Below are 13,308 nucleotides of genomic sequence, written 5' to 3' on the forward strand. Positions count from 1 at the left end.
CCAACCTTTGATTGCCATGAGTCCCGACACACAGCAGCCCGCGTTGCAGCAGCTTTTGCTGCACGTTTCCAACCATTCGAACTACTACAAGCGGATTTTCCGCGAGCACAATATCAATGTCGATGCGATCAAAACGGCCGCCGATCTGGCGCGGCTGCCGTTTACGACCAAAGACGACCTGGCGCAATACAATGACGACTTCCTGTGCGTGCCCAAAAGCCGCATTACCGATTTTGTGACCACCTCGGGCACACTCAGCGACCCGGTTGCTTTTTATCTTACCGATTCGGATGTGGAACGGCTCGCGACTAATGAGTCGGAGTCGTTTCGTTGCGCGGGCGGCACGGAGAACGACATTTACCAGCTCATGACTACCATCGACCGCCGTTTTATGGCCGGACTCGCGTACTGGATGGGCGCGCGCAAAATGGGGGCGGGTATGATCCGGGTAGGTCCGGGAGCGCCATTTCTGCAATGGGAGTCGATCCAGCGGTTTTCACCAACGGTCATTATTGCCATACCTTCTTTTATCCCCAGGCTGATCGATTACGCGGTAGCCAACGATATCGATTTCGCGGCCTCGAGCATTAAGTCCATTATCTGTATCGGCGAGCCGATCCGTAACCCAGACTTTTCTTTGAATGAACTAGGGAAGCGCATTACCTCGCAGTGGGACGTGAAGCTGTATTCGACCTACGCGTCTACTGAAATGGGTGCGGCGTTTACCGAATGCAGTGAAGGCAAAGGCGGGCATTTGAATCCGGATCTGCTGATCCTGGAAGTGGTCGATGATGAAGGGAATGCAGTGCAGAACGGCGGGCTCGGCGAGGTGGTAGTAACCACGCTGGGCGTGGAAGGCATGCCGCTGCTGCGCTACAAGACCGGCGACCTGTGCAATGTGTATTACGAGCTTTGCGCATGCGGTCGCACGAGCCCGCGCCTGGGGCCGGTTGTGGGACGCAAGCAGCAGATGATCAAGTTTAAGGGAACAACAATTTTCCCGCCGGCATTGTTTGACGTGCTCGACGCGGTGAAGGAAATCGATCTGTACCAGGTGGTCGTATCTAAAAACGAATTCGGAAACGACGAGATTACCGTGGTGCTGCCGATGCAATTGCAGACGTCCGCATTCAAGGAAACGATGCATTCGCTGTTCAAATCCAGGCTCCGGGTATCACCGGCATTAACTTTCGTAACCGCTGAAGAACTAACTTTCCGGATCTACAAACAGGAGAAACGCAAACCTGAAAAATTGATCTATATTTGATCCCTCTGTTACCATAAAAATAAAATTACGATCATGAAAAAGTTCATTTACGCGTCTGCAATAGCGATTTCGGTCCTCGCCGCGGATGCAACCCTTGCCCAGCGTGTCGATCTCCGTTCCGGTGATGTAGGCGTATTGTCGGGCCAGAAAACGGTTAACGTTGTATACGATTATTCGGAGTTTGGAGTAGGTAAATTTGCCACAGAGCAGGAGTATCTGGATAAAAAATCGGCTGAGTACAATGCCAAAGAAGCCGGTAAAGGTGATGCCTGGAAAAAGGCCTGGGTAGAAGACCGCAAGGCACGTTACGAGCCCAAGTTTGAAGAGCTGTTCAACAAAGGTTTGGAAGACAAAGGCCTGACGGCCGTTACCGCCCGCCCGGATGCCCAATATACTTTCATTGTAAAAACTAAATTTGTAGAGCCTGGTTTCAATGTGGGTGTGATGCGCAAGAATGCGTATGTAGATTTTGAAATAGACCTGGTCGAATCAGCCAACAAATCCAATAAAGTTGCTGAAATTGGAATGAGAAATGTTCCGGGTGGCCAGTTCGGTGGTTTCGACTTCGATACCGGCGTCCGTATTGCCGAATCCTATGCAAAAGCAGGCAAATCCCTGGCGGCATTTCTGGATAAAAAACTGAAATAAACTAACCGTTCCCAATTACTCAGAGTTATGAAAAAGTTATTACTGATCGCATTCGTGTTGTTCAATGCTGCCGTGGTAAAAGCTGACAACACTATGGCCGACCTTCTCGCCGGTAAAACCAAACTGGTTTTTCTGGGCCTTGATTTTACACAAGCCAAATACATCGGTAAAGCAGGTTTTATGGATGCGCAGGCAATCCAAAATCAGCATATCGTAAGCTGGAACAACCTGATCGAGCTTGAACCCAAAAAGTTTTCCCTGCAAAAAGCATTCAGCCTGAAAGACGACCAGTACAAGTCGAAGGTGGAGGATATGGTAGCTTTGAACAAATCGGTGAATGTCGAGAAGAATATCACCGACGACGAGTACAGCATTACCGAAGATCAGGTGAAGAAATCAGTCGCTAAATATTCATTAAGCGAAAAAGACGGCGTGGGCGTGGTGTATGTGATTGAAAGCCTGAACAAAAATGCGGAGAAGCTGGTAGCATGGGTTACATTCATCGATCTGGCCACCAAAAAGGTGATCCATACCGAGAAAGTTGAAGGCAAAGCGGGTGGTTTTGGTTTCCGCAACTACTGGGCCGGCGGCGTGTACAAGATCAACCAGGAGATCGACAAAAACCTCTACAAAAAGTGGAGCAAGTCGTTCAAAGCTTAAAAAGTAAATAGATTTGCTTATTTTTAAAGCTCAGATTAATTACCGATACCATCTCATTCTTTCGTAAGCTGTGATCTGTTTGCCTGAGTCTGGTGAACGTTCACAGCTTACTGTTTAAAAACCGCTAACCCATTATCGTGCGCATAGCCAACTCGTTTTTCCTGGTGCTCCTATGCTTGCTTTTTACCAGCTGCGGTAAGATGCTCTACCGTTCGGCGGCGAAGGCTTTTACGAAAGGGGCAAAGGAAGCCCCTTATGACGCGATTATCGTTCCGGGTTTTCCCTACAACGGAGGGAAATGGGACATGGTGCTGCAACTTCGCATTCACTGGGCTTACTATCTGTATTCGAAAGGTTATACCAAAAACATCATCTTCTCGGGCGGCGCGGTGGCCACGCCTTATATTGAAAGCAGGGTAATGGCCAACTACGCAGAGGCGCTTGGCGTGCCGCGCGAACATTTGTTTACAGAAGAAAAGGCCCAGCACAGCACGGAGAATGTATATTACTCCTATCGCCTTGGAAAAGACCTAGGCTTTTCGAAAATTGCGCTTTCCACTGATCCCATCCAGACGAGTTATATGAGAAAGTTCATCAAAAAGTATGAACTTCCGATTGGCTTGCTGCCGACGGTGATCGATACCGTGAAAACGTTGAATGTATACGAACCCAAAGCCGAGCATAGCAATGCGGTGGTGAAGGAAGGTTTCGTGAAGCTGTCGGATAAGGAAGGTTTTTTCAAACGCTTCCGCGGCACAATGGGCAAGTACATTGTCTGGCATGAAGAGGATCTGAAAAAAGCAAAGTACAGAAGGAGATACAAGGATCGGATGATACCCTCTTCCGAACAATCAGGGAACAATTAAAGCGTACAATGAAAAAAGAATTGTCGGCTATTGAAGCCAAGTATGAAGCACAGAAGATAGCGTTTGGCCCGATGTACTTCCAGTCGGTGGTAGCACTCCGGGACCTGGGCATTTTGCAGTACATCAGCGAAAACCGCAAAGGCGTGAGCATCGCCAACATTATCGAAAATGTGAATGTCTCAGAATACGGCGTGACCCTCTTGCTGGAAGCGGCTGAAATCCTGGGCGTGGTGGAAATAGAAAACGATATTGTCAAAATCAGTAAGATCGGTTTCTTCCTTTTGAAGGACGAAATGACCCGCGTGAACATGAATTTCATGAAAGACGTGTGCTATCTGGGGGCGAGCCACATGACCGACAGTATCGTCAATGGTAAGCCCGAGGGCCTTAAAGAGCTGGGCAATTGGCCGACGATCTACGAAGGACTCTCGATTTTGCCTGAACCTGCCAAAACTTCCTGGTTTGAATTTGATCACTATTACTCCGACAATGCATTTCCGGACGCGCTGAAAATCGTGTTTGCCAAAAAGCCCAAAATGCTTTTTGATATCGGTGGAAACACGGGGAAATGGTCGTTCGCATGTTGTGACCATGATGCGGATGTGAGGATTAAAATACTCGATCTGCCGGTGCAGCTCAATGTGGCCCGCGCGAATGCGACCGAGCGCGGTTTGCTGGACCGGATTGATTTTCACGCGATCAACCTGCTGGACACGACTCAGAAAATACCACAGGGCGCCGACGTGATCTGGATGAGCCAATTTCTGGATTGCTTCTCGAAAGAGCAGATCGTGGCGATACTGGAAAATGCCTTCCAGGCAGCTTCTGAAAACACTACCGTGTACATTCTGGAACCATTTTTTGATAACCAGAATTATCCTGCTGCACATTATAGCCTGGTGGCGACATCTTTGTATTTCACCATCATGGCCAATGGCAACAGTAAAATGTACAGGATCGGCGTGATGAAGGAGCTGGTATGCCAGGCTGGGTTTGAGGTGGTTAACACTTACCCGCTGATCGGCGACAGCTATCATACGATTCTGGAATGCAGGAAAAAGGCTTGATGCCCGATCCTTATTGATCCGGAATACGTAAATATTGATTGTTATGAAGCGAGTAGCGGCGTTAGGTCTTGTTTTTCTGCTGGCGATGGTCTTCACAGCCCACGCACAGATCGATAAGGGAGTTTATTACAAAGCATTGTCGAGCGGTGAGGAAGCGTCGATAGATAAGGTACTCGCCAGGCTCGAAAATGAGAGCTCTTCATCGAAAGTGAATGCCTACAAAGGCGCATTGACGATGAAAAAGGCGGGTTTTGTGAAAGGGGTAGGAGGTAAAGTCAAGACTTTCAAAAAAGGGGCTAGCCTGCTCGAAGATGAGATTAAAAGCAACCCGGGTAATACCGAGTTCCGCTTCCTGCGCCTGACCGTACAGGAGCACGCGCCCGGGATTTTGAAATACAATAAGGAAATAGATGCCGATAAACAGGCCATCGTTTCGGGCTATGACAAGCTCGACGCCGACCTTAAAAACGTCATCGCCGATTATGCGAAGGATTCGAAGGTGTTGAAAGAATCGGATCTCAAATAGGAGTGCATTAACAGGATTTTTGCGGATCAATGAAAAACATATTAGTCGTAAACTACTCTCAATCAGGTCAGTTGAATGAAATTATCGATCAGTTCCTGAAACCGTTCGATCCTGAAACAGTAGAGCGATTGGAGATTTTCCCGGCAAAGCCCTTTGTATTTCCCTGGACTTCCGACGAGTTTTTTGACAAGATGCCCGAATGCGTGCAGGAAGACCAGATCGAGCTGCAACCGCTATATTTTGGTTCCGAACGTTACGACTTGATCGTGCTCGGTTATCAGCCGTGGTTCTTGTCGCCGTCGCTGCCGATAACTTCGCTTTTAAAAAGCCAGGAGTTTAAACATCTGGTTAATGGGACGCCGATTGTAACAGTGATTGGCGGGCGGAATATGTGGCTCAATTCGCAGGAAAGCATTAAAAAGCTGATCGCCGATGCGGGCGGAAAGCTGGTGGGGAATATCCCGCTGATGGACCGCGTTTCGAACCTTGTCAGCGCCGTGACTATCCTGCACTGGATGCTTACCGGCCGGAAGGACCGCAAATGGGGGATTTTTCCCAAACCGGGCGTGAGCGACGAGGACATTCAGAGTGCCTCGCGTTTCGGGGCGATCGTCAGAAGCGCATACGATAACCAGCAATACGCTGGTTTACAGAAAGAAATCATGGCCACAGGCCTTATTAACATACCCACTGATATTCTTTTTATCGAAGGAAGGGCCAAGAAGCTGTTCAGAATATGGGCAAACCTGATCAAAACGAAGGGCACCACGCCCGAAAAGCGGAAACGATTGGTCGGTTTTTTCAAATACTACCTGCTTGTGGCGCTTTTTATGGTAGCGCCTGTGCTGGTGACGGCTTACCGGTTACTGATCGCCCCGTTCGCCGCCAATGCGATTAAGAAGAAAAAAGAATACTTTTGTGGTGTAGAAACCAAATCATAATGTCAGAAGCATATATTACCAGGATTGCCAAGTTTTTACCGAATGAGTCCGTTTCCAACGAGGAAATGGAAGAATACTTAGGATACATCAACGGAAAACCTTCCAAATCAAAAGCCATTGTTTTGCGCAATAACGGTATCAAAAACCGGTATTATGCATTGCGCAAGGACGGAATGCCTACCCACACCAACGCGGAAATGGCGGCTCTGGCTATCAAAGACCTATTCAAAGATAACCCGGCGGAAATCGGCAAAATGGATTTGCTGAGCTGCGCCACATCCAGCCCCGATCAGCTGATGCCTTCGCACGGCTCGATGGTGCATGGCCATTTGCCCGAGGCGGCGTCAATTGAAGTAGTATCCCCGTCGGGCGTGTGCTGCGCGGGTATGCACGCATTCAAATATGCCTACATGGCCGTCAAACTCGGCGAGAAGCAGAAGGCCGTGGCGTGCGCTTCGGAACGCCTGTCGACTGTGCTCCGCTCGGACCAGTTTGAGGATGAAATCCAGCAGCTTACACGCCTGGAAAAGAATCCTTTTCTGGCATTTGAAAAAGACTTTTTGCGCTGGATGCTCTCTGACGGAGCAGGCGCGTTTTTGGTAGAATCGGCTCCGAACCAGGAGGGGATCTCCCTGAAAATAGACTGGATTGAAGGCTGCTCGTATGCCAACGAGGTAGAGGCGTGTATGTACATGGGCGCCGACAAGCTGGAAGACGGTACCTTGAAAAGCTACAAGGATTTTACCGCCGAGGAGATCCAGGAACGTTCGGTGCTGAGTATCAAGCAGGATGTGAAGCTATTGGGTGAAAAAATTGTTAAATTGGGTTTCGCCAAACTCAAAGATATTCTGGTTAAAAAAGGAGTGACGATGGACGATGTGAGCTATTTTCTGCCGCATTTGTCAAGCTACTTCTTCGAAGGCAAGATCGACGAATTTTTCAATGAAAATGGTATGCCGATTCCCAAAGAGAAATGGTATACCAACCTCGTCACGAAAGGCAACGTAGGAGCAGCGTCTATTTACATGATGCTCGAAGAGGTGTTCAATAGCGGGGCTTTGAAAAAGGGCGAGAAAATTTTGCTGGCAGTGCCCGAGAGCTCGCGCTTCTCGTACATGTTCTGCCTGCTCACCGTGTGCTGAAACCATACAAAAGCTGCCCATATCCATGAAAAAGGAAGACCTGCCGCAAGACCCCGGCGCGCTCGACAAATTTACCCGGGAAGTATGCTACGTCAAAAACGAGGACGGTAAGTACGAAACCGCGTTGAGCAAAGGGTGGGATGTGAAAAAGCAGGCGCTGGATAGTGCCTGGGAGGAGGTCAATGAGCGTGTGGAAGATGCCCGCAAGGCAGTTGCCAGTGGTGAAAAAAGCCCGGTATACTATTTTATGGAACTTCGCCTGATGGATTTGCCGGTTCTTTCAGGTTACACGGGGATCTTCCCGTTTTTTATCAAACGGCATTTCAAACCATCCGTTTTTAAAGGTCTCAGCGAGCGAAAACTGGAAAAATATGCCAGGGCTTTCGATATCACTGTGGACGAGTTGAAAAATTTTAAAGGTTGATCCAGTGAATATTGACAGTCAAACGGATGAGTTCCATCACGTCCAGACAGCCCATTGCGAAAACGGGGTTACGACGGCGTTACTGCGTTACCACGGACTTGATTTCATGACCGAACCCCTGGCGTTTGGTATGGGCTCGGGCCTGTTTTATATACAAATACCCTTTCTGACGGTCAATAACGGCCCGGCGATCTCGTTCCGGACGATGCCCGGCGCGATCTTCAAGCGCACCTGCAAGTCGCTCGGCGTGGAGGTAACCCGTAAGAAATTCTCGAATCCGGCTGCCGCGGAGGCATTTCTGGACAAAAAAGTGAAAGAAGGCGTGCCGGTTGGCTGCCAGGTGGGTGTTTTTCACCTCACTTACTTTCCCAAAGAATACCGCTTTCATTTCAATGCGCACAACCTGATCGTATTCGGCGAGGAAAATGGCCGTTACCTGGTAAGTGACCCGGTGATGGAGGATGTGACCTCGCTTTCCAAGGAAGAGCTCTCGCGCGTACGCTTCGCGCAAGGCCCGCTGGCGCCAAAGGGACATATTTATTTCCCCGAAAAAATAAAGCCTATTACCGAGGACATGATCCGCAAAGGCATCGTGACCGGTATCCGCCGCAATGTGCGCGATATGCTGAGCATTCCCGGCAATTTCGCAGGGGTGAACGGCATCCGACATACCTCCAACCACGTCCGTAAATGGCGTGATAAACTCGGTTTGCGCAAGGCCAGCCTTTATTTGGGGCAAATCGTGCGTATGCAGGAGGAAATCGGCACGGGGGGCGGAGGCTTCCGTTTCCTTTACGGGGCATTCCTCGAAGAGGCAGCAGCCTATTTGCAGGACGACCGTGTGGCCAATGTTTCGGAGGATTTTACCAAGGCCGGAGACATGTGGCGTGCGAGCGCCATCAAAATGGCGGGTGTATATAAAGGCCGCCTGACCGAGCAGAAAGACTTCGAAGAAATTGCTGATATGATGCTCGAAATCCGCCTGGTAGAGAAAGAGGCATTTCAGAAGCTTTCCAGCCTGAAACTGGGTAAATAAGTGCGGATGGGTATGGCGGGTCAGGTGTGTATTGCGATCAGGGACGTGTATAAGCGTTACAAATCCGCCCAGGAAGATAGCCTGTCCGACGTTTCGCTGGACATTATGCAGTCGGACGTATTTGGTTTGCTGGGCCCGAATGGTGCCGGTAAAACGACGCTGATCTCGATTCTGTGCGGTATTATCCCCGTTTCTTCCGGCGAAGTGCAGTTTTTTAACAATGGAGCACCCTACTCGAATGGGGAAAGAAAAAGCCGCATTGGTTTTGTACCACAGGAATATGCCTTCTATCAGGAACTGACCCCGCGCCAGAATCTGGATTATTTCGGGGCGATGTATAATCTGCCCAAAAAGAAGCTGGAAGCGCGCCGTGAGCATTTGCTGGAAGTATTAGGCCTTGAAAAAGCAGCCGACAAGAAGGTCGGCACGTTTTCGGGTGGGATGAAACGGCGCGTTAATCTGGCGATCGGCATTATCCATGAGCCGGATATCCTTTTTCTCGACGAGCCGACGGTAGGTGTGGACGTGCAGAGCCGCAATGCGATTATCCGCTATTTACAGCAGATCAACCAGGCCGGAACAACGATTGTTTATACCTCGCACCATATGTCGGAGGCGGAGGAATTTTGCAAAAATATCGCGCTGATCGACCACGGAAGGGTCATTGCGGCCGGTGGCTTGCAGCATTTGAAAAGCGTGCACGATGCGGGCAGCCTGCAAACATTGTTCATTAACCTGACCGGCGAAGAGTACCGCGATTAAGCCTATGTTCAAATTATACGCATCATTACGCAAAGAACTGCTGCTGCTCATCAACGACAAGGTGGGGCTGGCTTTGATGTTCCTGATGCCGTTGCTGCTGGTTTTTATCATCACCATTATCCAGGACAGCGCCTATAAAATGGTGAACGAGAACCAGATCCCGCTTTTGGTGGTCAATCATGACAATGGTAAAGAAGGTAACAAACTGGTGGAGCTGCTCACTAAATCCGGGCTGTTCAAGATCGACGCACAGGATGCGATTCCACAGGAGTCGTTGAAATCTGAATTGCTGTCCAGGGGAAAAATGATTGCATTGTATATCCCTGCCACGTTTTCGGCGGGGCTCGAAAGCAATGCGGAGGACGTGAGTACCATTTTAATGGACGATCTCGGCCTGGAACGCGATACCGCAGCCCGGGAGAAGGTTTCAATGCCTAAACTGTCCTTTTATAACGATCCGGTTTTACAGGAAAATTACAGCTACTCGGTCATGAGCGTGATCCAGTCGTATATGAGTGTGATCGAAAACTCGCTGATGATCGACCGCATGTATGCCAATATGGATATCGCCGAAAGGTCTGCCAAACTGAAAGACAAAATGATTTCAAATCGTGTCGGTATCGATCAGATCGTGGCGCGGAACAATAACTCCACCGCTATTCCGAACTCTACCCAGCATAATGTGCCTGCCTGGACCATCTTTGCCATGTTTTTCATGGTCGTTTCCCTGGGGAGCAACATCGTGAAGGAGCGCATCAACGGCAGCTTCCTGCGGCTGAAAACCATGCCTACCACGTTTATGGTGGTGATGTTCAGTAAAATGGCGGTTTACGTGGTCGTGGCAGCATTGCAGGTAGCGCTTACATTCTCGATGGGTGTTTGGATTTTGCCTAAACTTGGGTTACCCAAGCTCAGCGTGCCGGATAATATCGTCGCCACCATCGCCGTGATTTTCATCAGCAGTATGGCGGCTGTGAGCTACGCTTTAATGATCGGGTCGTTTGCTAAAACCGAGCAGCAGGCCAATGGATTCGGCGCGATATCTATCATCATTTTCGGGGCGATAGGCGGGATTCTGGTACCCACGTTTGTGATGCCGGGGTTCATGCAGTTTTTCAGCAACTTTTCGCCGCTGCACTGGTGCCTGGAAGGGTTTTATGTATTGTTCCTCAAAGGCGGCAGCTGGCAGGACCTGCGGACGGTGTTCGCTTTTCTGGGCATTTTTATAGTGTTTTGCCAATTGGGCACATATTTTAAGTTACGGTTGGAAAGAATTATTTAAGTTTGATATTCCCCCGGCCGGTAAACCTCGCTGTAACCGGCGATTACATTAAGCGATTAACAAATTAATATGGACATAGAAAGCTTGAAGCCCATTCTGAAAGGGCAAATTGTACAATACCTGAACCTGCTCGACATTAACCCTGCCGACATCAAAGACGACGAACCGCTTTTCGGAGGAGATCTGGGCCTGGATTCCATCGACTCGCTCGAACTGGTGGTGCTGCTCGAAAGGGAATATGGTATCAAAATCAATAATCCGGCCGAGGGGCGTAAGATCCTGGTCGATGTAAACCACATGGCCGAGTACATTCTCGCGCACACAAAAGCCGCTTAATTTTCGATGGGAAGGGTGTTGGTGACCGGTATGGGCATGATTTCTGCCATTGGTAACAATGTGCGGCAGAATCACGAGAGCTTGCGTTCGGGGCGTTCGGGGATTGGTAAAGTTGCCTTTTTTGAATCGTTGTACGCTTCGCAGCTGCCGTTCGGCGAAGTGAAGCTGAGCAATGATGAACTGAAAGCATTACAGCAACTTGAAACCTCCACGGGCTATACGCGCACCTGCCTGCTGGCCGACAAGGCTTTCGCTGAGGCCGTTGCCGATGCCGCATTGACGCCTGGTCAGCTTTCCTCGCTGGACACCGCATTGATTTCGGCCAGTACCGTAGGCGGCATGTGCCTCACCGACCAGCTTTATGAGGATGCCAACCATAAATCGGAAGGCTCCGAATACCTGGAATCCTACGGCTGCTCGGCGCATACATTGAAGCTCATCAAACGCTACCGCATCAAAGGTTTTACCGATACGATCAATACCGCGTGCTCGTCGTCCGCGAATGCGATCATGCTCGGCGCGCGGCTGATCCGCTCAGGACGTGTGAAACGGGCGATCGTGGGCGGGGTGGATAGCCTGGCCAAGTATACGGTTAATGGTTTTAATGCATTGAAAATACTGTCCGAATCCCCCTGTAAGCCCTTCGACGTGAACCGCGATGGCCTGAACCTGGGTGAAGGCGCGGCTTACCTTGTGCTGGAAGCCGAAGAGCTGGCAGCCGGAAAGAGGGTGTATGCAGAAGTGGCCGGTTTCGGCAATGCCAACGATGCGCACCACCCTTCGGCCATGTCCGATGAAGCCACCGGCGCGATCCGCTGCATGCGTGAGGCGATCCGCACTGCGGGAATCGAAACTTCGCAAATCGGTTACGTTAATGCCCACGGGACAGGCACGCAGAACAACGACCAGGTCGAGTTTTTAGGAATGGGGGAGTTGTTTGAAAAAATGCCTCCTTACAGTTCCACGAAATCATTTACAGGCCACACCCTGGGCGCCGCGGGGGCTGTGGAGGCCATTTTCAGTGTTTTGAGCATCGTACATTCGGAATTGTTTCCGGGTTTGAATGTCCATGATCCCATTAGTGGTGCGGATCATGCGCGTGTTTCCGAATGGCGAGGCGACTACAAATTGAATTACGTGCTTTCCAATTCTTTTGGTTTTGGAGGTAACTGCACTTCGCTGGTTTTTGCGAGGGCCTAGCGGGATTGTCGGCACACGTAAGCCCCGTAGGTAGCCGTAATGATTTTTCAAGCTGCAAATTTTATCAACGACTATTACTCCAATCAAGGACCTGTATAGGATAGGGCAGTGATGTTCGCCAAGCCTAAGTGTTGTCCGGTTTGTATATGATCCCGATCGGGTATAAAATAGTTGAATTGACTAAATTTATACCTGATATGGTATAATAGATCAATTTTTGTTATCTTTATACCATAAAGGGTATAATATGTCTAATTTTTCGATTTTTCTGAAAGAAAGGCGCAAAACAGTCGGATTGACGCAAGAAGAGCTAGCGTCCAAAGCTGGCGTGGGTTTACGCTTTATCCGTGATTTAGAACAAGGTAAGAAATCACTTCGACTTGATAAGGTCAACCAGGTTCTGTCATTATTTGGTAAAGAAGTGGGGGTAGTCGATTTCAACTCTTAGGGACATGGGCAAGCAAGCGTACGTTTATTATAGAGAAAGTCTGGCGGGTCACCTTGAAGAGACTGACGAAGGTTATACGTTTGTTTACGATCCGAAGTACCTGGAATCAAACGATCCAATGCCGGTCAGTTTGACATTACCGCTGCAAAGTGAGGCTTTTACAAGCCGGATTCTGTTCGCATTTTTTGATGGACTTATTCCTGTTGACTGAGCAGAAGTATAAGGGATCCTATGAAAAGGTTGGCAGACTAGTTAATCAGTATTGTACCAACAAGGGCCTGGACACGATTAATTTCTTCGAACTGGTTTTGTTTTGTTATCTGACCGGCAACAACGACATGCACTTAAAAAACTTTTCGGTGACTCATCATAGCGATCACACGATTTCCCTCTCGCCAGCTTATGACCTGGTTAACGTAAACTTGGTATTTCCAGACGATTCAGATGAGTTGGCGCTCACATTGAATGGTAGAAAAAGAAAAATAGTCAAAGCTGACTTTGATGCTTTCAAAATGGGCATTGGGTTGCCAGAAAGGGCGGTTCTTAATATTTATGCAAAGTTTGCAGGTGCGAGCGGGAAAGTGAAGGAAGTGATAGAGTCTTCATTCCTGCCAGCGGATTGGAAGAAGCGATACGCGGAAATTTGGGATAAAAAACTGAGTATTTTACTTTGATGCGTGCTTGCAGATATTTCTCACAGCTC

Annotated in this window: 17 protein-coding genes; all 17 read left to right on the forward strand. The window is 49.1% G+C overall.

Features of this window, described 5'->3' with window-relative positions; all coding sequences use genetic code 11:
- The first annotated feature begins 16 nt into the window (after positions 1–16).
- Positions 17–1,267, forward strand: coding sequence for a flexirubin biosynthesis putative acyl-CoA ligase FlxY (gene flxY, locus CLV60_RS24650; protein ID WP_106598155.1), 1,251 nt, complete (start codon positions 17–19; stop codon positions 1,265–1,267).
- A gap of 33 nt (positions 1,268–1,300) precedes the next feature.
- Positions 1,301–1,915, forward strand: coding sequence for a hypothetical protein (locus tag CLV60_RS24655; protein ID WP_106598048.1), 615 nt, complete (start codon positions 1,301–1,303; stop codon positions 1,913–1,915).
- A 27-nt stretch (positions 1,916–1,942) separates the two neighbouring features.
- On the forward strand, positions 1,943–2,575 hold the full coding sequence (locus CLV60_RS24660) for a hypothetical protein (protein ID WP_106598049.1): 633 nt from the start codon (positions 1,943–1,945) through the stop codon (positions 2,573–2,575).
- A gap of 137 nt (positions 2,576–2,712) precedes the next feature.
- Positions 2,713–3,441 (forward strand): YdcF family protein, encoded by a 729-nt coding sequence (locus tag CLV60_RS24665; RefSeq protein ID WP_106598050.1) that lies wholly within the window; start codon positions 2,713–2,715, stop codon positions 3,439–3,441.
- Positions 3,442–3,449: 8 nt separating this feature from the next.
- Positions 3,450–4,508, forward strand: coding sequence for a methyltransferase (locus tag CLV60_RS24670; protein ID WP_106598051.1), 1,059 nt, complete (start codon positions 3,450–3,452; stop codon positions 4,506–4,508).
- 43 nt (positions 4,509–4,551) lie between these two features.
- Positions 4,552–5,034 (forward strand): hypothetical protein, encoded by a 483-nt coding sequence (locus CLV60_RS24675; RefSeq protein WP_106598052.1) that lies wholly within the window; start codon positions 4,552–4,554, stop codon positions 5,032–5,034.
- A gap of 29 nt (positions 5,035–5,063) precedes the next feature.
- On the forward strand, positions 5,064–5,975 hold the full coding sequence (locus CLV60_RS24680) for a hypothetical protein (protein ID WP_106598053.1): 912 nt from the start codon (positions 5,064–5,066) through the stop codon (positions 5,973–5,975).
- Entirely contained in the window at positions 5,975–7,117 is a 1,143-nt protein-coding gene (gene darB, locus CLV60_RS24685) for a dialkylresorcinol biosynthesis protein DarB (protein WP_106598054.1), read from the forward strand. The genes CLV60_RS24680 and darB overlap by 1 nt, the downstream gene beginning before the upstream one ends.
- 25 nt (positions 7,118–7,142) lie before the next feature.
- Positions 7,143–7,541, forward strand: a complete 399-nt coding sequence (gene DarG, locus CLV60_RS24690; protein WP_106598055.1) for a flexirubin biosynthesis protein DarG — start codon at positions 7,143–7,145, stop codon at positions 7,539–7,541.
- Between the two features lie 4 nt (positions 7,542–7,545).
- The gene (gene darH, locus CLV60_RS24695; protein WP_106598056.1) at positions 7,546–8,577 is read left to right on the forward strand and encodes a BtrH-related acyltransferase DarH; all 1,032 of its coding nucleotides are present in this window, start codon (positions 7,546–7,548) and stop codon (positions 8,575–8,577) included.
- Between the two features lie 12 nt (positions 8,578–8,589).
- Positions 8,590–9,339 carry an ABC transporter ATP-binding protein gene (locus tag CLV60_RS24700; protein WP_229211112.1) on the forward strand — a complete coding sequence of 250 codons (750 nt, stop codon included), beginning with the start codon at positions 8,590–8,592 and terminating at the stop codon, positions 9,337–9,339.
- Positions 9,340–9,343: 4 nt separating this feature from the next.
- A complete protein-coding gene (locus tag CLV60_RS24705; RefSeq protein WP_106598058.1) occupies positions 9,344–10,621 on the forward strand; it encodes an ABC transporter permease in 1,278 nt (425 codons plus the stop codon).
- A 69-nt stretch (positions 10,622–10,690) separates the two neighbouring features.
- The gene (locus CLV60_RS24710) at positions 10,691–10,957 is read left to right on the forward strand and encodes a phosphopantetheine-binding protein (protein ID WP_106598059.1); all 267 of its coding nucleotides are present in this window, start codon (positions 10,691–10,693) and stop codon (positions 10,955–10,957) included.
- Between the two features lie 6 nt (positions 10,958–10,963).
- Positions 10,964–12,157, forward strand: coding sequence for a beta-ketoacyl-[acyl-carrier-protein] synthase family protein (locus CLV60_RS24715; RefSeq protein ID WP_106598060.1), 1,194 nt, complete (start codon positions 10,964–10,966; stop codon positions 12,155–12,157).
- 247 nt (positions 12,158–12,404) lie between these two features.
- Entirely contained in the window at positions 12,405–12,605 is a 201-nt protein-coding gene (locus CLV60_RS24720; RefSeq protein ID WP_106598061.1) for a helix-turn-helix transcriptional regulator, read from the forward strand.
- Between the two features lie 4 nt (positions 12,606–12,609).
- A complete protein-coding gene (locus tag CLV60_RS24725; protein WP_106598062.1) occupies positions 12,610–12,816 on the forward strand; it encodes a HipA N-terminal domain-containing protein in 207 nt (68 codons plus the stop codon).
- Positions 12,794–13,279 (forward strand): HipA domain-containing protein, encoded by a 486-nt coding sequence (locus CLV60_RS24730; RefSeq protein ID WP_106598063.1) that lies wholly within the window; start codon positions 12,794–12,796, stop codon positions 13,277–13,279. The genes CLV60_RS24725 and CLV60_RS24730 overlap by 23 nt, the downstream gene beginning before the upstream one ends.
- Positions 13,280–13,308: the final 29 nt, after the last annotated feature.

The sequence above is a fragment of the Dyadobacter jiangsuensis genome (assembly GCF_003014695.1).
Classification (GTDB): Bacteria; Bacteroidota; Bacteroidia; order Cytophagales; family Spirosomataceae; genus Dyadobacter; species Dyadobacter jiangsuensis.